Below are 20,456 nucleotides of genomic sequence, written 5' to 3' on the forward strand. Positions count from 1 at the left end.
CATATTTAACGTCCACCTGGCTCCGTGCCGGATGGGGTTGTTTAACATACCCGCTGTCAATCCTTTGCAACGGGGGTACTACAAATTCGGTCGCATTTAAGCGAGAGCCAATTTTTGGCGCGCATATTGTAACGCTTTTTCAATCACTTGCTCAATGCTTAATCGGGTAGAATCCAAAACTAATGCATCAGCAGCAGGAACTAACGGCGCTACAGCGCGATTACGATCGCGATCGTCGCGTTCCTTGATCTCGGCCAAAAGGCGTTCAAAGTTAACACTAAAGCCATTCTCCTGCAACTGTAGCATACGTCGATGCGCACGTTCCTCCGAGGAGGCGTCAAGGAAAATTTTTACCGGCGCATCCGGGAAGACCACGGTCCCCATATCGCGTCCATCGGCGATTAAACCAGGCGCTTCGCGGAATGCACGTTGGCGGCGAAGAAGCGCTTCACGCACGCGTGGGAATGCCGCCACCTGGGATGCCGCGTTCGCGACTTCCTGCGTACGAATTTCGCCGCTAACGTCCTCGCCTTCCAGGATAACTTCCAGGTTGCCGTCCGTTGAGACGAAACGCACGTCCAGATGGGACGCCAGCGGCACCAGCGCATCTTCAGAGGCGAGATCGACATGGTGATGCAATGCCGCCAGCGCCAGTACGCGGTATATCGCGCCGGAATCCAGCAGATGCCATTGCAATGCTTCCGCCATTGCTTTGCACAAGGTGCCTTTACCTGCACCGCTTGGGCCATCAATGGTTATTACCGGGGCAATTGCCGTCATCTTTATCTCCTTAAACAGGCGTACCGTTAACGTAAACGCCGCGCATTATACGCGCCAACGCTCGCGACCGTTAACGTTGCGTGCAAAAACCAGTTTTGTCTGTAATCAGATGCGGAATAATTGCGCAATTATAGCGGGCCGGCGAGAAACCAGCCCGAAAGATGACAATGATTTACTTTTTATCTTCGGCAATTCTGTCGCGCATATGCTGCGCGCGATCGGCTGAAGCCGGGTGGGAGTCCATCAATGATTTTGCATGACCTGCGTCCATTGTGGCGAATTTATCGAATGCCGTGACTAAGCCCTGGGTGTTAATCCCGCGTTTTTTCAGCAGATCGTAAGAGAAGTCATCCGCATCCGACTCCTGACTGCGAGAAAACGCCGAATTGATGACGCCTTCCGCCAGATCGCCCAATTGAGACTGGGAAAGCTGCGCTGCGACGCCGCTGGTGGCGGAAATCGCATCGCGAGCCGCCAGCGTGGCATAAGCGGTCTGCATTGCCTTGCGAGAGTGCCCTAAAGAGACATGGCCCAGTTCATGGCCCAGTACGCCTTCAATTTCATTATCGGTCATCAGATCCATCAGGCCGGAGTATACGCGAACGCAACCGTTCGCCATCGCCCATGCGTTGATATCGCTGGTCATATAGACTTTATAGCTAACCGGCGTACCGTCAATGTTGTTACCCAGCGCTTTGGCGATTTTGCTCAGACGTTTGGTGTATTTGCTTTTCGAACCTGCCAGTTGATTCTCGCTGTCCATTTGTTTACAGGCATTATTAGATAATGCCTTAACATCCGCATCGGACAGTGTGGCGGCTTTGTAGGCTGACATGCCTGAACTGGCGATTAAATTGCCATTCACGCCATTTTTACATCCTGCCAGTAGCGTGGCGGAAATCGCCACCGCCAGTAGTAATGATTTATTTTTCATACTAATCTTCCGTTGATAACTATTATAAAAAACACATAAATCAATGTGTTAAATCATCAACAAATTAGCATTAGTCATAATTATAAAAATAGTGCGAATACGGACTCGGCGCGCCAGCCCGTCGACTGGCGCAACAGAAGACTTAGGCAGGCGTACTCATTCGCGCCAGTTGTTCGAAATAATCAGGGAACGTTTTTGCGGTACATTTAGGGTCCAGGATCGTAACTGGCGTATCGGACAGTGCGACCAGTGAGAAGCACATCGCCATACGGTGGTCGTTGTACGTGCCAATATCCGCGTGTTGGAGCTTCGCCGGCGGCGTGATACGAATATAGTCGTGCCCTTCTTCGACTTCAGCGCCCACTTTACGTAGCTCGGTCGCCATCGCGAACAGGCGATCGGTTTCTTTCACTCGCCAGTTATAAATATTGCGCAACGTCGTGGTTCCTTTCGCAAACAGCGCCGTGGTGGCAATCGTCATCGCCGCATCCGGAATATGGTTCATATCCATATCTATGGCGTGCAATTCACCGCGCGTGCAGGCAATAAAATCATCGCCCCAGGTAATGGTCGCGCCCATTTTCTCCAGCACATCGGCAAAACGAATATCGCCCTGCATACTTTTACGGCCAATTCCGGTCACTTTTACCGTGCCGCCTTTTATCGCCCCGGCGGCGAGAAAATAGGACGCTGACGAGGCATCGCCCTCGACCAGATAGCGACCTGGAGAGTGATACTGTTGACCTCCCTTCACGACAAATTGTTGGTAGTGGTGGTTCGCTATCTCCACGCCAAAGGTTTTCATTAAATTTAGCGTGATATCGATGTAAGGTTTTGATACCAGTTCGCCTTTAACGCGAATAATTGTGTCTTTAGGGGCCAGCGGCGCCGTCATCAGCAGAGCGGTCAGGAACTGGCTGGAAACGCTACCATCAACCTCAATGTCGCCGCCGATAAAACCGCCGCGCAGACGCAGGGGCGGATAATTTTCCTGCTCCAGGTAATCAATATTCGCCCCGCCCTGACGCAGCGAATCAACCAGATGGCCTATCGGACGCTCTTTCATACGCGGTTCGCCGGTTAACACTATCTCATTTTGCCCCAGACATAGCGCTGCCGCTAACGGACGCATCGCGGTTCCGGCATTACCGAGAAACAGTTCCAGAGCGCCTGGCGCACGTAATGCGCCGCCATTACCCGTGATATCACAGCGGGTGCGATCGGCAGAAAGGGTGTAATTGATCCCCAACGCGCTCAGGGCATTGAGCATATGGCGGACGTCATCGCTATCCAGCAGATTCGTCAGAACGGTTTTACCACAAGCTAAAGCCGCCAGGAGCAAAGCACGGTTTGAAACACTTTTGGAGCCAGGTAAATTAATGGCGCCATCGACCCGCGCGATGGGTTGTAACGTCAGGGATTCCATGAAACTCAACTCTCAAAAAACAGAAATAAAAACCCCACAGACTGGCCGTGGGGATGAAAAAAGAAACGTATTAGCCGTGGCGACGCTCAAAATCGATCATGAAATCGGTCAGCGCTTTTACCCCTTCAATCGGCATGGCGTTATAGATAGAGGCGCGCATACCGCCAACAACACGGTGCCCTTTTAAGGCGTGCAGACCGGCGGCGAAAGACTCTTCCAGAAAGACCTTGTCCAGCGTATTGTCCGCTAACTGGAACGGAACATTCATCCGCGAACGGTTGGCCTGTGCGACATCGTTACGGTAGAAATCGCTGTTATCAATCACACCGTACAGCAACTCCGCTTTTTGCTGATTGATTTTGTGCATCGCCGCCACGCCGCCCTGCGCTTTCAACCATTTGAACACCAGACCGGAAAGATACCAGGCGAAAGTCGGCGGCGTATTAAACATCGAGTCGTTATCATTCAGGACGGTGTAGTCGAGGATGGACGGGCAGCTCTCATGCGCCTTGCCTAACAGATCCTCCCGGACGATAACCAGCGTCAGTCCTGCCGGACCGATATTCTTCTGCGCGCCAGCATAAATTACGCCATAGCGAGAGACGTCCAGCGGCGCAGACAGGATGGTAGAAGAAAAGTCCGCCGTGACGACCACCTCCGGGCCAAAATCCGGCGTTTCATCGATGGCGATGCCGTCAATGGTCTCATTCGGGCAATAGTGCAAATAAGCGGCATTATCGGAAAGCTGCCACTCGCGCATCGGTTTTACGGCACGTTTGCCGTCCACGGTGATTTTGGCGTCGATAATCTGCGGCGCACAGTATTTTTTGGCTTCTTTGATGGCGCTCGCCGCCCAGTAACCAGCATCGACATAATCCGCCGTGGTTTTATCGCCCAGCAGATTGAGCGGCACGCCAGCAAACTGCCCGCGACCGCCGCCGTGACAAAATAAGACTTTATAGTTGGAGGGGATATTAAGGAGATCGCGAAAATCCTGCTCCGCCTCTTCAGCGACCTGGATAAACTCTTTGCCTCGATGGCTAATTTCCATTACCGACGTACCAAGACCGTGCCAGTCACACAGTTCCTGTTGCGCCAGTTTAAGTACTTCCGCCGGTAGCATCGCCGGACCTGAACTAAAATTAAAGACCTGAGCCATTTCCCCTCACCACGCTGCATTGTTTCCTGCCTGACAGACATCAGGCAAACGTTATTCATGTGAATATCGGTTTTATCATTCAGTGACACGCGCCGCAATGGGTAAAACAATGCGAGGAGAAAATGCGGCATGCGTCACACAACAGAATCTTCCGGATTAACCGTATAAATCCGATATTTTCGCTGTTAAACAACGCGTTTAGCCCGGCTTGCCTTCGTCCATTCTGGATTTGCGCAGCGCGGACATAATTGCTTTTCCCCGGCGTTCATGCGTATCACTTCACTGCAACGTACGCAGGCATAGTCGCCAGCCTCCGGCGCCACGATAAAGCGTGGCGTACAGTGCTCAGGAAGAATGCTTAACCCCGGCTTAACGTCTTTATTTTCAAAGAAATAGACGCTGATTTGTCCGTTTGTCTCCAGGATGGCCAGTCTGACCTGCCCCAGTTGCTCAACGCCATTCAAGCGAAGCTCCATAAAAAACTCAAACTCCGTCATGTTCGAGCGCTGCAGTTTTTCCCACGCCAGTTCGCCGTCTTCAACAATGACCACCGACTTGCCTTCCAGCAGATCTTCCAACTTTTCACTATGCGCCATCAGCCACATAACCAGGCGATAGAGCAGCGCCAGGGTGATGAATACCACCAGAACAGGGAGCATCGGAACGTCATCATAAAACGCGACGTCGCCTGCCGCCGACCCCAATGTCAAAATGATCAGCACTTCAAAAAGCGACATTTGCCGTACGCCGCGTCGTCCTGTCACCTTTAAGAAAAGAAACACCAGAACAAAGGTGTAAAAGCTACGCAGCGCCACTTCCCCCAAAAACGCTACCGGCACGTTATCCAGCGCCATTCGTTGCAAATCAAATGCTTTCATTTTTTATGCTCTTCCTGTGAATGCCAGTGTAAAAGCATAGCCAATACTTTTATTTCCGCCGATGTCCCGGCGAGATAGCGCCCGTCACATAAAACCCGTATCATTGCGCGCTTTCCGTACGACAAAAGTGATTTTCATGACGCAAACATTTATTCCCGGCAAAGACGCCGCGCTGGAAGACTCCATCGCCCGCTTCCAGCAAAAGTTACTCGACCTCGGCTTTCACATCGAAGAGGCCTCCTGGCTGAACCCGGTGCCAAACGTCTGGTCAGTGCATATTCGCGATAAAGAGTGCGCGTTATGCTTTACCAACGGAAAAGGCGCGACCAAAAAAGCGGCGCTGGCCTCGGCGCTGGGCGAATACTTCGAGCGTCTGTCAACCAACTACTTCTTTGCTGATTTCTGGCTTGGCGAAACGGTCGCCAACGGGCCATTCGTGCATTATCCGAACGAAAAGTGGTTTCCGCTGACTGAAAATGACGACGTACCGGAAGGCTTGCTTGATGCCCGTCTGCGCGCGTTTTACGATCCGGAAAATGAACTCACCGGAAGCCAGTTAATTGATCTTCAGTCCGGCAATGAAGCTCGCGGCATCTGTGGTCTGCCATTTACCCGTCAGTCCGATAACCAGACCGTGTATATTCCGATGAATATCATCGGCAACCTGTACGTCTCTAACGGAATGTCCGCCGGCAATACGCGTAATGAAGCCCGCGTTCAGGGACTGTCGGAAGTCTTCGAGCGTTATGTGAAAAATCGCATCATTGCGGAAAGTATCAGTCTGCCGGAGATTCCCGCAGAGGTGATGGCGCGTTATCCGGCGGTAATGGAGTCAATCGCCACGCTGGAAGCCGAGGGTTTCCCGATTTTCGCCTATGACGGCTCGCTGGGCGGTAAGTATCCGGTTATCTGCGTCGTGCTGTTCAACCCGGCTAACGGTACCTGCTTTGCTTCTTTTGGCGCCCATCCTGACTTTGGCGTTGCGCTGGAGCGTACAGTGACCGAGCTACTCCAGGGACGCGGTCTGAAAGATCTTGATGTCTTCACGCCACCAACGTTCGATGATGAAGAAGTCGCGGAGCACACTAATCTGGAGACCCACTTCATCGACTCCAGCGGCCTGATTTCCTGGGATCTGTTCAAACAGGACGCCGATTATCCGTTCACGGACTGGAGTTTTTCCGGCACTACCGAAGAAGAATTCGCCACGCTGATGGCCATCTTTGCTGCTGAAGATAAAGAAGTTTACATTGCCGATTACGAGCATCTCGGCGTATACGCCTGTCGTATTATCGTACCGGGAATGTCTGATATTTATCCTGCCGAAGATCTGTGGCTGGCCAACAACAATATGGGTAGCCATCTTCGTGAGACTCTGCTTTCGCTGCCCGGTAGCGCCTGGAATAAAGAAGATTATCTCAATCTGATTGAACAATTGGATGAAGAAGGTTTTGACGATTTCACCCGCGTGCGTGAACTGTTGGGTCTGGCGACCGGAGCGGACAATGGTTGGTATACACTGCGCGTCGGCGAATTAAAAGCAATGTTAGCGTTAGCGGGCGGCGATTTGGAGCAGGCGCTAATCTGGACAGAATGGACGATGGAGTTCAATTCGTCGGTCTTTAGTCCGGCACGCGCAAACTATTACCGTTGCCTGCAAACTCTGCTGCTCCTGTCGCAAGAAGATGCGCGTCAGCCACTGCAATATCTCAATGCTTTTATAAAAATGTATGGCGCAGAGGCTGTAGAGGCCGCCAGCGCCGCGCTTAGCGGTGAAGCGGCTTTTTATGGACTACCGGCTGTCGACCACGATCTACAAGCGTTCCCGGCGCATCAGTCCTTGTTAAAAGCGTATGATAAATTACAGCGCGCGAAAGCGGCATACTGGTCAAAATAAGGCCATATGAGTGACTTAGGGTAGGTTTACCCTCTCGGCTGCGTTATATTACGGGGCGCCTTTGCGGCCCCGTTTTATTTATTTTCGCTAAACGGCGAAAAATGTAATAACAAGGTTAAATATTGGTTGTTGATATTAAATTAATTGACATAGTGATGTTACTTTATTTGTTGATTACTCCATATTAATTAACCGTGCAGCAGGAGGAGTCAGGAAAAAATTCAACTCTATTTATAATTTTTAAAATTTATTTTTATTAGGATAATCAAAAAGTTACACCGTAATTGCATAAAAGCCATGCGACTTACGGGCCTATAAGCCAGGCGAGATATGATCTATATCAAATTCTCATCTATAATGCTTTGTTAGTATCTCGTCGCCGACTTAATAAAGAGAGAGTTAGTGTGAAAGCTGACAACCCTTTTGACCTTTTACTCCCTGCAGCAATGGCCAAAGTGGCTGAAGAAGCAGGCGTCTATAAAGCAACGAAACATCCGCTTAAGACTTTCTATCTGGCGATTACCGCCGGCGTATTCATTTCAATTGCCTTTGTTTTTTATATTACTGCGACAACCGGTACTGGCGCGATGCCTTATGGCATGGCGAAACTTATCGGGGGTATCTGTTTCTCTTTGGGACTGATTCTCTGTGTTATTTGCGGCGCTGATCTCTTCACCTCTACTGTTCTGATCGTTGTAGCTAAAGCTAGCGGTCGCATCACCTGGGGGCAACTGGCTAAAAACTGGTTAAACGTCTATTTTGGTAACCTGATTGGCGCTCTGCTTTTCGTGTTACTGATGTGGCTTTCCGGCGAGTATATGACTGCCAACGGTCAATGGGGACTTAACGTCCTGCAAACCGCCGACCACAAAATGCACCACACTTTTATTGAAGCTGTCTGCCTCGGTATTCTGGCGAACCTGATGGTTTGTCTGGCCGTGTGGATGAGCTACTCAGGTCGTAGCCTGATGGACAAAGCGTTCATCATGGTACTGCCCGTCGCCATGTTTGTCGCCAGCGGTTTTGAGCACAGTATCGCAAACATGTTTATGATTCCTATGGGTATTGTAATACGCGATTTCGCTACACCGGAGTTTTGGACCGCGGTTGGTTCGTCTCCGGAAAGTTTTTCTCACCTGACCGTGATGAGCTTCATCACTGATAACCTGATTCCGGTCACGATCGGTAATATTATCGGCGGCGGTTTGTTGGTCGGGTTGACATACTGGGTCATTTACCTGCGTGGTAACGAGCATCATTAATCTGTTGATGCCCATTACACGCAGTAAATAAAAAATCCACTTAAGAAGGTAGGTGTTACATGTCCGAGCTTAATGAAAAGTTAGCCACAGCCTGGGAAGGTTTTACCAAAGGTGACTGGCAGAATGAAGTAAACGTCCGTGACTTCATTCAGAAAAACTACACTCCGTATGAGGGTGACGAGTCCTTCCTGGCTGGCGCTACTGACGCGACCACCAAGCTGTGGGACAGCGTAATGGAAGGCGTTAAACAGGAAAACCGCACTCACGCGCCTGTTGACTTTGACACCTCCGTTGCTTCCACCATCACTTCTCACGACGCTGGCTACATCAACAAAGCGCTTGAGAAAATTGTTGGTCTGCAGACTGAAGCTCCGCTGAAGCGTGCGATTATCCCGTTCGGCGGCATCAAAATGGTTGAAGGTTCCTGCAAAGCGTACAATCGCGAGCTGGACCCAATGATCAAAAAAATCTTCACCGAATACCGTAAGACTCACAACCAGGGCGTGTTCGACGTTTATACTCCGGACATCCTGCGTTGCCGTAAATCCGGCGTTCTGACCGGTCTGCCGGATGCGTATGGCCGTGGCCGTATCATCGGTGACTACCGTCGCGTAGCGCTGTACGGTATCGACTACCTGATGAAAGACAAATTCGCACAGTTTACGTCTCTGCAATCCGATCTGGAAAACGGCGTAAATCTGGAAGCGACTATCCGTCTGCGTGAAGAAATCGCTGAACAGCACCGCGCTCTGGGTCAGATCAAAGAAATGGCAGCTAAATACGGCTGCGATATCTCTGGTCCGGCGACTAACGCTCAGGAAGCAATCCAGTGGACTTACTTCGGTTACCTGGCTGCGGTTAAATCTCAGAACGGCGCAGCAATGTCCTTCGGTCGTGTATCCACCTTCCTGGATGCGTACATCGAACGTGACCTGAAAGCAGGCAAAATCACCGAGCAAGACGCACAGGAAATGATTGACCACCTGGTCATGAAACTGCGTATGGTTCGCTTCCTGCGTACTCCGGAATATGATGAACTGTTCTCCGGCGACCCGATTTGGGCAACCGAATCTATCGGCGGTATGGGCGTTGATGGCCGTACTCTGGTCACCAAAAACAGCTTCCGTTTCCTGAACACCCTATACACCATGGGGCCGTCTCCGGAGCCGAACATCACCGTTCTGTGGTCTGAAAAACTGCCGCTGAACTTCAAGAAATTCGCCGCTAAAGTCTCCATCGACACTTCTTCTCTGCAGTACGAGAACGATGACCTGATGCGTCCGGACTTCAACAACGATGACTACGCTATCGCATGCTGCGTAAGCCCGATGATCGTTGGTAAACAAATGCAGTTCTTCGGCGCGCGTGCAAACCTGGCGAAAACCATGCTGTACGCAATCAACGGCGGCGTTGATGAAAAACTGAAAATGCAGGTTGGTCCGAAATCCGAACCGATCAAAGGCGATGTTCTGAACTTCGACGAAGTGATGGATCGCATGGATCACTTCATGGACTGGCTGGCTAAACAGTATGTCACCGCGCTGAACGTTATCCACTACATGCACGACAAGTACAGCTACGAAGCCTCTCTGATGGCGTTGCACGACCGTGACGTTATCCGCACCATGGCGTGTGGTATCGCAGGTCTGTCCGTTGCTGCTGACTCCCTGTCTGCCATCAAATATGCGAAAGTTAAACCGATTCGTGACGAAGATGGTCTGGCTATCGACTTCGAAATCGAAGGCGAATACCCGCAGTTTGGTAACAACGACGCTCGTGTAGATGACATGGCGGTTGACCTGGTAGAACGTTTCATGAAGAAAATTCAGAAACTGACCACCTACCGTGGCGCTATCCCGACGCAGTCTGTTCTGACCATCACTTCTAACGTTGTGTATGGTAAGAAAACCGGTAACACCCCGGATGGTCGTCGCGCTGGCGCGCCGTTCGGACCAGGTGCTAACCCGATGCACGGTCGTGACCAGAAAGGCGCTGTCGCTTCTCTGACCTCCGTTGCTAAACTGCCGTTTGCTTACGCGAAAGATGGTATTTCTTATACCTTCTCTATCGTTCCGAACGCACTGGGTAAAGACGACGAAGTTCGTAAGACTAACCTGGCAGGTCTGATGGATGGTTACTTCCACCACGAAGCGTCCATCGAAGGCGGTCAGCACCTGAACGTCAACGTCATGAACCGTGAAATGCTGCTGGACGCGATGGAACATCCGGAAAAATATCCGCAGCTGACCATCCGTGTATCTGGTTACGCAGTACGTTTTAACTCCCTGACGAAAGAACAGCAGCAGGACGTTATTACTCGTACCTTCACGCAGACCATGTAATGGGTTTGACTGAAATTACGCCATAAAAAGCGTACAAAAAAGGCTCCATGTCAGTGGGGCCTTTTTAATTTTTTATATAAGCATATTGCGACAAGTAGAATTTTTACTTATAAATAAAGTGTTATCATGTGATCTATATATTCTTCTCAGAATAGAATCAATTTCTCTTTTATTATTTTGATACTCATCAAAATCCTTATTTAATACTTCAGAAAACAGCATGGTGTTAGCTTCTATTAAATCAGATAACAATGACGGTTTATATGCGTGTAGCAGATAGATAAGTGTTGGATGAACCATATCAAACAGGACTTCTCCCTCTAATTCCCAGTAACCTATGTTACAAAATTGGGTATGAATATCAAAAGACCCCATTTGAAGACAACGTAGTTTATTCATCTCCTCTTCAGTAAGCGTACCATTCCATTCAACACATGCCCTTTTTCGATCTTCTCCAGATCGCATAAACTTATAAACTTCATCCTTAATGTCATCATCCTCATTAACTGCATCTTTAAGTTGATTAGCAAAGCCTTCTAATAATTCTGGATAGCGAGCAATTTTTTCTCCATACTTAATACATACTTTAAAAAACAACTCTACTTCATCGTCTTCCATCACTTTAAAAATACAGTTTTCTGAAACGTTGAGGAGACGATGCAAATTACATTTATCAATAACCTGGCCATCAATCTCAAATAAAACTTGTGTCTGATTCATATCAAAACGCATAATAAAGCGCTCTTGTTGAGATGGATTAGCATATTGTTTTAATTGTGTAAAGGCATGTATCTTCTCCATGCCGGTTATATCAACATTAAGTTCAGCTTGATTTTCACGTTCACATCCATGGATGAGTGTATATAATACCTCCAGCACCTCTCTTTTTTTGTGTGTCCTGAAGTAGTCCTTAAATCTATCCCATAACCCCATGTATAGCGCTTCTTCTTTATCAGGACTCATCAAACGGGCTAGCCGTGAAGCATTAACTTCATAGTTATGACGATTACCAAAACTTAACGTAACTGGCATAATAACCCCCTTGATTATTTACCGCAAAAGCAAAATTCAATCCGTTGCTCTCATTTTTTGATTAAAGCCACACTCTATTTTAAGAGATTGAATCATTCCGGCTTTAGAAATAACATCAGATTTAGACCTGATTGCACGTTGAATGCGACGCCAGGCGCTGGGCAGGCATAACGTTCTTTGGACGCATCTGAATTATGTTGAGAATTATTTTCGTTCTGACCACACAAAAACGGCGCCAACCATTCGAAAAAAGAGGCGGATCATAAACAGCAAAACCAGGACGCTATGGATGATACACTTACAGTATGTATTGCGGTTGAGGCGTTACGAGCTGATGAATGAGCCAGAATTTCTGGCGGTGCAAGTTATGCAGCATAGATTTGCCGTATATTTTATACTGAATAGAGGTAAAATAGCTCCATTGCAGCACATTCTGGAACAGCCACACATTCTGTAGTCCAAAATTTACGCTCGCAGTACCGCTTTTTTACAGGATGCAACCCCCTTACCAGGGTGCTCAACATGCCCGGAATGTGTCCATAAACCCCATGTTATTTAGAGCTAGCCGAAGCGATATGAGTAACTTAACCGATTGTATTACAAATGAAAGTGTTGCAGTAACTGCTGATAAAAAGCCGGTTATTGGTCGCATTCACTCCTTTGAATCCTGTGGCACCGTTGATGGCCCAGGCATCCGCTTTATTACCTTTTTCCAGGGCTGCCTGATGCGCTGCCTGTATTGCCATAACCGCGACACATGGGATACGCATGGCGGTAAAGAAATCACCGTTGAAGACTTAATGAAAGAGGTGGTGACCTATCGGCATTTTATGAATGCTTCTGGCGGCGGCGTGACGGCATCCGGCGGCGAGGCCATTTTGCAGGCAGAATTTGTACGCGACTGGTTTCGCGCCTGTAAAAAAGAAGGTATCCACACCTGTCTCGACACCAACGGCTTTGTGCGCCGTTATGACCCGGTGATTGATGAACTGCTGGACGTTACCGATCTGGTGATGCTCGATCTCAAGCAGATGAATGATGAGATCCACCAGAATCTGGTCGGTGTATCTAATCACCGAACGCTGGAATTTGCGCAGTATTTATCAAAGAAAAATGTGAAGGTCTGGATCCGTTACGTTGTCGTTCCCGGCTGGTCTGACGACGATGATTCCGCGCATCGCCTGGGTGAGTTTACCCGCGATATGGGTAATGTCGAAAAAATCGAACTGCTGCCCTATCATGAGCTGGGCAAACATAAATGGGTGGCAATGGGCGAAGAATATAAACTGGATGGCGTGAAGCCGCCTAAAAAAGAGACCATGGAGCGTGTAAAGGGTATTCTTGAGCAGTATGGTCATAAAGTAATGTATTAATCGCCTGCTATCTTACCCGCTTTTAAACGGCTACCCATGACGGTAGCCGTTTTGCTGTCTGGATAACGCTCTTACCGCTAAAATACCCCACCCCGCCATCAGACAGGCCTGGTTAACAATATTGCGCTTACCAGGTATTAAATACAGAGTCGCTTATCTGCTGCTGGGTTGAAGGTCTGACAACTATTGCTGCCCCCGGCGCCTGTTAACACCGTGGTCTCCGCCTGGAACCCAGGCACCTGTAACTTTAAAAGGCGCTCGCCTGACAGGAGCGCCGTGGAAAAGAGCGTCGTTATGTGTTTCTACGCGCCAGCAGTGGGAAAATTAATCCCAACCCGACCAGGACAAAAGGCGTCACGATGTTCAACGTCAGCTGGAATGTCCACTCCGGTGTGAACGCCTCCATTTTGGGGAAAATACCGGTAAGGCAGGCAAACGCGGTGAAGGCAAAACACCATATCCCCACAGTTAACGCCAACGCCCGGTTGCGAATAAACACATATTCGGGTTTGTACTTTTGCGCCAGTCGAATGACGGCAATAAAGGCGACAAATACCCACAGATAGCGCAGCGGCATAACAACTGAGTTGAGATTAAGCAGCCATTTGTACAGGTTGTTCATATCGCCGATGCCAAGCGTTGGCAACATAATCAAGATAGCGACCAACACTAATGTCAGCAAATAACCGTTAACTGGTGTACCTGAAGCGTTAGTACGACATAAGCGCTGCGGGATATATTTACTGTCTGCATCACCCAGTAAGACTTTCAGTGGCGCATCAATAGAAAACACCAGCGCGGCGATTTGCCCAAGAGTATTGGCAATGGCATAAATCACCATTAATGAATTACCCATATGGTAATACTCACCCAATTTCTGGAATGCATAATATTGCCCATTGGTCATTAAATCGTCAGGTATATGCCGGGAATCAAACATCATTCCCATCGCCAACGAACCGAGGATAGCGCAGACCGCAACCATGACGGCTAAAAAGAGCATCCCCTTCGGAAATTCTTTTCCTGGATTCCGCGTCTGGTTGACATAAGGCGAGATCTTCTCTGCCCCACCAACCGCAAAGACCAACATAGAGATGGTGGTGATATAGGTAAAATCGATATGAGGAATAAATGACTGCCAGGTGATGTTAGTGGTCGCAATTTCAACGTTTGTAATTGCTGGCGCGGTCACTGCCATCACAACATATAAAATTGACATGATAAACATGGCAATCCCGGCCACAGACCCAACAACCTTTAGCGATTTCATCCCCCTGGAAGCAACCCACATAAAGAAAACAAACAATGCCAGCGTCAGCCCCTGCAAGGCAACGACGGTATATTCTTTTATCAACGAGCCGTCGCCTTTTAAAGCCCATCCCAATGCAATGAGTATCGCCTGCGGCTTTTGCGCCAGGTAGGGAATATGCACGACCCAATAGGTCCATGCCGCAAGGTAAGCCAACCCCGGCCCCATCGTATGCTTAATCCAGGTACTGACGCCCCCTTTTCCCTCTTTGAAGGTTGAGCCCAGTTGCCCCACGATTAAAGCATAAGGAATAAAATAGAGCGCAAAAATAAACACCCAGGAGAAGACAACCACTAACCCCTGGTTAGCATAGTTATTGACAACATTGCCGAATCCCCAAACGGTAATAAACGACATCAGGGCGATGTTGTACCATCGCAACTGTTTTTCCTGCACATTCGGCATAACGCGATCCTTCGTGAACACAATGCTATTACTATAAATGAAGCGGGGGATTATGCGCGGTAAAGACGAAGAGAGAAAATAGAGGAGCGCAAAATTATAACCTTCGGCACATTTTATTTTTCAGCAAAGCAAGAAATTATGCAGGTCAATTATTTTACGTAAAACATAAACAAAGAGTATGCAAGACTCACGTCCTGCATACGATTCAGAGAATAGTCAGATGTGGGCGACAGGATTGGGCGTCTGACCGGCGTTACGTAACAGCATCAGCAGATAAATAAACGATACGCTGGCGATCATAATAAACAGCAGATTATCTGAATAATTCTGCATTAACATCGCAGCAAAAGACGGCCCCAACAGGCTCCCTACCGTATAACTTAACAACAGCGCCTGGTTCATTGCCACAAGCTGGTGGTGTTCGACTTTTTCACAGGCCCAGGCCATTGCAACGGGATAAAGCGTAAAACCCGCCGCCCCCAGAATAAACAGAGCTGGCGCCATCGCCGCCTGAGTTAACATGGCAATACTACCGAGTATGACAACGAATACCTGTACGCGTAATACCAGCAAGCGACCAAATTTGTCCGCCAGACGTCCCATTGGCCATTGCCCCAAAATACCGGCGCTCACCAGCACCGCCATCCAGAAACCGATGCTGGCGTTAGCCATCCCCTGATGCTTCAGATATAACGGCATCAGACCATATAATGAACCAAGAACAATGCCGGAAATAATACAACCATTCACGCCAAGACGCGCCTGGCGTAGCTTCAGCATGGCGCTAATAGAAGAGGAATGACGTGTCTGCGTTTGCTGATTTACAATTCGGGTAAAGAGTAGCGGCAGAATTCCCGCCAGAATCATTCCGGTCACCCAGGGAAGGACGTGCAGCAATTCACCAGATACTTTACTGACCAATAATTGTCCAAGGAAGGTCCCCATGTAATAGACCATCATATAGGCAGCCAGCAGGCGCCCGCGATTATGCGAGGTTCCGCTGCACATCAACGCGCTTTCGACAACCACCCAAATCATAGCGCAGCCGATACCAGCAATAAAACGCCAGCTCATCCAGCTCCAGAACCCCACCATCACCCCCAATCCGACACAACCCGCGGCGAAGATCAGCGAGGCAAGATAATAGCTACGGTTAAACCCAATGCGTTTAATTAAATACCCGGTAAATAACGTCCCGACCAGATTGCCGGTAAAATAAGACGAGCTGACCATTCCCACCTGCCAGGTCGGAAGGTTTGCCTGAGCAAGCCACAGCGGCACAAGCGTATTCAGTACCGCAATGGCCAGGGTCAACAAAAGTAGCCCGCACAGCAAAAGCATGACGGGACGGGTATAGGTGGACATGAATAAAAACCGTGAGGAAGTTCAAATTTCATGCGCATCATGCCATCGCCAAAAACATTGTCAATCGGCTCCGCATGGGCGATCCGCAAGTTTTGAGACTATCGATTTGATTTACTTATTCTGTTCGTGAATATATTGAAAGGCTAAAAATTCATCCCCTTGTTTTTATTGATCTAACCCGCAAAATCGGCGTTTTGTTCAGTCGAAAAATTTCATGGTTCCTTTAGCTTCGTTTTCTTCTCTATGGATTTATATGCGCCTTCTCCGCCCCGGTTATATTCCTTAAATTGATGGCGGCTAAAGGCGCATTCGGCCTGCACGTTCTGCAGGCCGAATGCGCGTCAACGCGTTAGCTGGCTACCGCCATGCCCACGGTCATATGCAGCCCATAGAATACGCCGCGGCCAATCAATTCCCCCGCCAGCATCAGAATGAAGGCGACAGAGAGCAACGGTACCGCAGGTTGATACCCTTTTAACTGTGGCACAATCCAGCAGCACAACGCCGCCGCAAGCAGCACCATACGCCAGGCCATCAGCGAGCCATAATCCGGCACCAGAGCAGACGCCTGCTGAATGGAACTGTGAATCGTCGCCAGTTCCGCGCCCTGCATGGCCACCATAATGGCAATAACCACCAGCGCCAGCACCGACACCGCAGGCAACAAACGCATCGCCCAACCGTTCACGCCTGCGATGCGCAGCAGCAGATAACCCAGTAGCGGGCCACCCATAAAGAGCGTCAGGAAGAAGCCCAGCGGCGTCCAGACGCTATACCAGGTCGGTACTGTATCGATGCTGTTATAGACGCGTACCATCATCCAGACGAAGACGACGCCCAGTACCATCGTGATAATCAGCCAGAGTGTGCGCAGTGCCGGCGGCAGCTTTTTCAGTACCGCCAGCAGCCAGCCAATCCCGCCGACCGCAAAAAACACCGAGCCGCTGGCAATTTCATTGCTCAGTGCGGAAGCACCCACGCGGTTAAGCGAGTTAAACGCGCGCATCGGCGAGCCCAGATGCAGCATCGAGGCGATAAAGCCAATCCCCATCAGCACCCACAGACCAAACATACAGGCGATCACCCGCTGCTGCGTTTCCGCGCGCAGGTCGCCCTTCATCAGCGCCAGAGCCAGAACAATAAAACCACCGGCCACGCACTGACCAAAGACCGTGAAGATCATCAACGGCCATTCATGCCATCCACTTCCCATCTTATACCTCCTTCGGATTGGCCAGATAACCGGTAGTGTCCCCGGTCGGGCGGCTGTTGGCGTTGGGTTTAATCACAATATTCGGCTTCGTGAAATGCGCGCGCGGCAACGGCGCGACGGCAGCCAGCTCACCGTGTTTTTTACGCAGTTCGTCTATCGGGCCAAAATCCAGCGCCCGCAGCGGGCAGGATTCGACGCAGATCGGTTTCTTACCTTCCGCCACCCGGTCATAACAGCCGTCGCACTTGGTCATATGACCTTTGGCCGCGTTGTACTGCGGCGCGCCGTACGGGCAGGCCATGTGGCAATAGCGGCAGCCGATACAGACCTCTTCATTCACTACCACAAAACCGTCATCGCGCTTGTGCATCGCGCCGCTCGGGCAGACTTTGGTACAGGCCGGGTCTTCGCAGTGGTTGCATGAAATGGAGAGATAATAGGCAAAGACGTTCTGGTGCCAGACGCCGTTATCTTCCTGCCAGTCGCCGCCTGCATACTCATAAATGCGGCGGAAGCTGACATCCGGGGTCAAATCTTTGTAGTCCTTGCAGGCCAGTTCGCAGGTTTTGCAACCGGTGCAACGGCTGGAATCAATAAAAAATCCATACTGGGTTGTCATCGGTTACTCCTTACGCCTTTTCAACCTGAACGAGGTTCGTATGTGACGGGTTCCCCTTCGCCAGCGGAGAAGGACGTTGGGTCGTCAGTACGTTAATACATCCGCCCTGATCCACGCGTTTTGCATCCGGGTCATACCATGCGCCTTCTCCCAGGGCGACCACGCCCGGCATCATGCGCGGCGTCACTTTAGCCTCAATATGTACTTCGCCGCGATCGTTGAAGATGCGGACTTTATCGCCATTGTTGATACCGCGTTTCTGCGCATCCATTGGGTTAATCCACATTTCCTGGCGACAGGCGGCTTTCAGTACGTCTACGTTGCCATAAGTGGAATGCACACGCGCTTTATAGTGGAAACCCGTCAACTGCAGCGGGAATTTATCCGTTAGCGGATCGTTATAGTTTTCAAAACCTGGCGTGTAGATCGGTAATGGATCGATAACGTCGCCTTCCGGCAGCTCCCAGGTGGCGGCGATATCCGCCAACGCCTGTGAATAGATTTCAATCTTGCCCGATGGCGTTGTAAGTGGATTCGCTTGCGGATCTTCGCGGAAGTCTTTATAGGCGACATGGTGGCCTTCGGGGTCGCGCTGTTTGAAGATGCCTTGCTTACGGAACTCCTCAAAGGTGGGCAGATTCGGAATGGATTTACGCGACTGTTCGTACAGATGACGCATCCACTCTTCTTGCGTCCGTCCTTCGGTAAACTGTTGTTCCACGCCAAGACGTTTCGCCAGTTCGCTGGTCATCTCATAAATCGTCTTACACTCGAAGCGCGGTTTAATCGCCTGGTCAGTGAAGATAACGTAAGACATGTTTCCGCAGGAGGCATCCAGCGCAAAGTCCATCTGCTCAGAAGCAGTGCAATCAGGCAACAGAATATCGGCGTATTTTGCCGACGAGGTCATATGACAGTCGATAACGACGATCATTTCGCATTTCTTGTCATCCTGCAGGATTTCGTGGGTGCGGTTAATCTCAGAGTGCTGGTTAATCAAACAGTTGCCAGCATAGTTCCAGATCATTTTGATCGGCACGTCCAGCTTATCTTTACCCCGCACGCCATCACGCAGCGCCGTCATTTCCGGGCCGCGTTCAATGGCATCGGTCCACATAAACATGGAGATGCTGGTTTCAACCGGATTTTCCAACGTGGGCATACGTTCAAATGGCAGGGCATAAGACCCTTCGCGCGCGCCGCTGTTACCGCCGTTAATCCCAACATTACCCGTCAGGATCGCCAGCATCGAGATGGCGCGCGTGGCGATTTCTCCATTAGCATGACGTTGCGGTCCCCACCCCTGGCAAATATAGGCGGGTTTAGCGCTGCCGATTTCTCGCGCCAGCTTAATAATGCGATCCGCCGGGATACCGGTAATTTGCGCCGCCCACTCCGGCGTCTTCGCGATACCGTCTTTACCCTGGCCCAGAATATAGGCTTTGTAGTGACCGTTTTTCGGCGCGCTGGCAGGCAAGGTTTTTTCGTCATAACCGACGCAATATTTATCCAGGAACGGCTGATCGACCATGTTCTCGGTGATTAAGACATATGCCAGACCATTGACCAGCGCCGCATCGGTACCTGGACGAATCGGAATCCACTCATCTTCGCGACCGGCGCCGGTGTCGGTGTAACGAGGATCGATAATGATCATCCGCGCGTTTGATTTCTGCCGCGCCTGTTCAAGATAATACGTTACACCGCCCCCGCTCATGCGGGTTTCGCCAGGGTTATTACCAAACAACACCACCAGCTTACTGTTTTCAATGTCGGATGGACTATTGCCATCCGCCCAGCCGCCATAGGTGTAGTTCAGACCCGCTGCGATTTGCGCGGAAGAGTAATCACCGTAGTGGTTAAGATAACCGCCGCAGCAGTTCATCAGACGAGCGACCAGCGTTTTTCCCGGCGGCCATGAACGTGTCAAAGTGCCGCCCAGCGTTCCCGTGCCATAGTTCAGATAAATGGACTCGTTGCCATACTCTTTGATAAGACGCTGCATATTGGTAGCAATGATATCGTAGGCTTCGTCCCAGCTAATACGCTCAAATTTACCTTCGCCGCGCGCGCCGACGCGCTTCATCGGATACTTGAGCCGATCCGGGTTATAGACGCGACGACGCATAGAACGACCGCGCAGGCAGGCGCGAACCTGGTGCAGGCCATCGTAATCATCGTTTCCGGTATTATCCGTTTCTACATATTTGATTTCGCCATCCACAACATGCATACGTAGCGGACAACGGCTGCCACAGTTTACCGTACAGGCGCTCCAGACGACTTTCTCGCCGGTTTTCGCCGGGCTTATCGCCTCTGCGGCGTTAGCGATGCGGGTAAATGGCAGGGTAAATGCGCTACTGGCCATCGCCAGGCCGCCTATCGCGGTGGTTTTGACTAAACCACGACGGCTCACCTCGGCTGCCAGCACGGCATCAGGGATCTTAGTTTTCATAAGGGCT

At 50.2% G+C, this 20,456-nt stretch carries 15 protein-coding genes and 1 pseudogene; 5 read left to right on the plus strand and 11 right to left on the minus strand.

Going from position 1 to position 20,456, the window contains the following annotated elements; all coding sequences use genetic code 11:
• Window positions 1-96 precede the first annotated feature (96 nt).
• The 5 genes from cmk to ACH0VJ_RS04880 all read right to left on the minus strand — a co-directional run bounded on the left by cmk (window position 97) and on the right by ACH0VJ_RS04880 (window position 5,177).
• A complete protein-coding gene (gene cmk / locus ACH0VJ_RS04860) occupies window positions 97-780 on the minus strand; it encodes a (d)CMP kinase (protein ID WP_000125007.1) in 684 nt (227 codons plus the stop codon).
• 172 nt (window positions 781-952) lie between these two features.
• Entirely contained in the window at window positions 953-1,714 is a 762-nt protein-coding gene (locus ACH0VJ_RS04865) for a M48 family metallopeptidase (RefSeq protein ID WP_000792301.1), read from the minus strand.
• 142 nt (window positions 1,715-1,856) lie between these two features.
• Window positions 1,857-3,140: a 3-phosphoshikimate 1-carboxyvinyltransferase gene (gene aroA, locus ACH0VJ_RS04870; RefSeq protein ID WP_000445184.1), complete on the minus strand. Its 1,284-nt coding sequence runs from the start codon at window positions 3,138-3,140 to the stop codon at window positions 1,857-1,859.
• A gap of 70 nt (window positions 3,141-3,210) precedes the next feature.
• Window positions 3,211-4,299, minus strand: coding sequence for a 3-phosphoserine/phosphohydroxythreonine transaminase (serC, locus tag ACH0VJ_RS04875; protein WP_000079584.1), 1,089 nt, complete (start codon window positions 4,297-4,299; stop codon window positions 3,211-3,213).
• Between the two features lie 185 nt (window positions 4,300-4,484).
• Window positions 4,485-5,177 (minus strand): DUF421 domain-containing protein, encoded by a 693-nt coding sequence (locus ACH0VJ_RS04880; RefSeq protein WP_000642866.1) that lies wholly within the window; start codon window positions 5,175-5,177, stop codon window positions 4,485-4,487.
• A gap of 136 nt (window positions 5,178-5,313) precedes the next feature.
• Here ACH0VJ_RS04880 and ycaO point away from each other — a divergent pair, with 136 nt between their 5' ends.
• The 3 genes from ycaO (at window position 5,314) to pflB (ending at window position 10,678) form a co-directional block, all read left to right on the plus strand.
• Window positions 5,314-7,074: a 30S ribosomal protein S12 methylthiotransferase accessory factor YcaO gene (gene ycaO, locus ACH0VJ_RS04885; protein WP_001538156.1), complete on the plus strand. Its 1,761-nt coding sequence runs from the start codon at window positions 5,314-5,316 to the stop codon at window positions 7,072-7,074.
• Between the two features lie 404 nt (window positions 7,075-7,478).
• A complete protein-coding gene (gene focA, locus ACH0VJ_RS04890; RefSeq protein ID WP_000642539.1) occupies window positions 7,479-8,336 on the plus strand; it encodes a formate transporter FocA in 858 nt (285 codons plus the stop codon).
• A 59-nt stretch (window positions 8,337-8,395) separates the two neighbouring features.
• The gene (gene pflB, locus ACH0VJ_RS04895; protein WP_001292799.1) at window positions 8,396-10,678 is read left to right on the plus strand and encodes a formate C-acetyltransferase; all 2,283 of its coding nucleotides are present in this window, start codon (window positions 8,396-8,398) and stop codon (window positions 10,676-10,678) included.
• Between the two features lie 72 nt (window positions 10,679-10,750).
• Here the strand turns inward: pflB and sopD2 are convergent, their stop codons facing one another.
• On the minus strand, window positions 10,751-11,710 hold the full coding sequence (gene sopD2 / locus ACH0VJ_RS04900; RefSeq protein ID WP_001145569.1) for a type III secretion system effector SopD2: 960 nt from the start codon (window positions 11,708-11,710) through the stop codon (window positions 10,751-10,753).
• Window positions 11,711-11,841: 131 nt separating this feature from the next.
• Between sopD2 and ACH0VJ_RS04905 the strand changes: the two are divergent.
• Together ACH0VJ_RS04905 and pflA are read left to right on the plus strand one after the other, a co-directional pair.
• Window positions 11,842-12,167: pseudogene (locus tag ACH0VJ_RS04905) on the plus strand (cytoplasmic protein).
• Window positions 12,168-12,285: 118 nt separating this feature from the next.
• The gene (gene pflA / locus ACH0VJ_RS04910; protein WP_000067928.1) at window positions 12,286-13,083 is read left to right on the plus strand and encodes a pyruvate formate lyase 1-activating protein; all 798 of its coding nucleotides are present in this window, start codon (window positions 12,286-12,288) and stop codon (window positions 13,081-13,083) included.
• Window positions 13,084-13,375: 292 nt separating this feature from the next.
• Here pflA and ACH0VJ_RS04915 read toward each other — a convergent pair whose 3' ends face one another.
• The 5 genes from ACH0VJ_RS04915 to dmsA all read right to left on the minus strand — a co-directional run bounded on the left by ACH0VJ_RS04915 (window position 13,376) and on the right by dmsA (window position 20,449).
• Entirely contained in the window at window positions 13,376-14,797 is a 1,422-nt protein-coding gene (locus ACH0VJ_RS04915) for an APC family permease (protein ID WP_001134264.1), read from the minus strand.
• A 216-nt stretch (window positions 14,798-15,013) separates the two neighbouring features.
• The gene (locus ACH0VJ_RS04920; RefSeq protein WP_000109274.1) at window positions 15,014-16,162 is read right to left on the minus strand and encodes an MFS transporter; all 1,149 of its coding nucleotides are present in this window, start codon (window positions 16,160-16,162) and stop codon (window positions 15,014-15,016) included.
• Between the two features lie 349 nt (window positions 16,163-16,511).
• A complete protein-coding gene (locus ACH0VJ_RS04925) occupies window positions 16,512-17,375 on the minus strand; it encodes a dimethyl sulfoxide reductase anchor subunit family protein (RefSeq protein WP_000534681.1) in 864 nt (287 codons plus the stop codon).
• A gap of 1 nt (window position 17,376) precedes the next feature.
• Entirely contained in the window at window positions 17,377-17,994 is a 618-nt protein-coding gene (gene dmsB, locus ACH0VJ_RS04930; protein WP_000213069.1) for a dimethylsulfoxide reductase iron-sulfur subunit DmsB, read from the minus strand.
• A gap of 10 nt (window positions 17,995-18,004) precedes the next feature.
• Window positions 18,005-20,449: a dimethylsulfoxide reductase subunit A gene (gene dmsA / locus ACH0VJ_RS04935; RefSeq protein ID WP_000850250.1), complete on the minus strand. Its 2,445-nt coding sequence runs from the start codon at window positions 20,447-20,449 to the stop codon at window positions 18,005-18,007.
• Between the last annotated feature and the right edge of the window lie 7 nt (window positions 20,450-20,456).

This window comes from Salmonella sp. 2020_1459 (assembly GCF_043847915.1).
Taxonomy (GTDB): domain Bacteria; phylum Pseudomonadota; class Gammaproteobacteria; order Enterobacterales; family Enterobacteriaceae; genus Salmonella; species Salmonella enterica.

Coding starts and splice junctions, on each gene's coding strand:
- ycaO (WP_001538156.1), top strand. CDS start 5,314: ATGACGCAAACATTTATTCCCGGCAAAGACGCCGCGCTGGAAGACTCC.
- sopD2 (WP_001145569.1), bottom strand. CDS start 11,710: ATGCCAGTTACGTTAAGTTTTGGTAATCGTCATAACTATGAAGTTAAT.
- ACH0VJ_RS04865 (WP_000792301.1), bottom strand. CDS start 1,714: ATGAAAAATAAATCATTACTACTGGCGGTGGCGATTTCCGCCACGCTA.
- dmsB (WP_000213069.1), bottom strand. CDS start 17,994: ATGACAACCCAGTATGGATTTTTTATTGATTCCAGCCGTTGCACCGGT.
- serC (WP_000079584.1), bottom strand. CDS start 4,299: ATGGCTCAGGTCTTTAATTTTAGTTCAGGTCCGGCGATGCTACCGGCG.
- aroA (WP_000445184.1), bottom strand. CDS start 3,140: ATGGAATCCCTGACGTTACAACCCATCGCGCGGGTCGATGGCGCCATT.
- pflB (WP_001292799.1), top strand. CDS start 8,396: ATGTCCGAGCTTAATGAAAAGTTAGCCACAGCCTGGGAAGGTTTTACC.
- dmsA (WP_000850250.1), bottom strand. CDS start 20,449: ATGAAAACTAAGATCCCTGATGCCGTGCTGGCAGCCGAGGTGAGCCGT.
- pflA (WP_000067928.1), top strand. CDS start 12,286: ATGAGTAACTTAACCGATTGTATTACAAATGAAAGTGTTGCAGTAACT.
- cmk (WP_000125007.1), bottom strand. CDS start 780: ATGACGGCAATTGCCCCGGTAATAACCATTGATGGCCCAAGCGGTGCA.
- ACH0VJ_RS04925 (WP_000534681.1), bottom strand. CDS start 17,375: ATGGGAAGTGGATGGCATGAATGGCCGTTGATGATCTTCACGGTCTTT.
- ACH0VJ_RS04915 (WP_001134264.1), bottom strand. CDS start 14,797: ATGCCGAATGTGCAGGAAAAACAGTTGCGATGGTACAACATCGCCCTG.
- ACH0VJ_RS04920 (WP_000109274.1), bottom strand. CDS start 16,162: ATGTCCACCTATACCCGTCCCGTCATGCTTTTGCTGTGCGGGCTACTT.
- ACH0VJ_RS04880 (WP_000642866.1), bottom strand. CDS start 5,177: ATGAAAGCATTTGATTTGCAACGAATGGCGCTGGATAACGTGCCGGTA.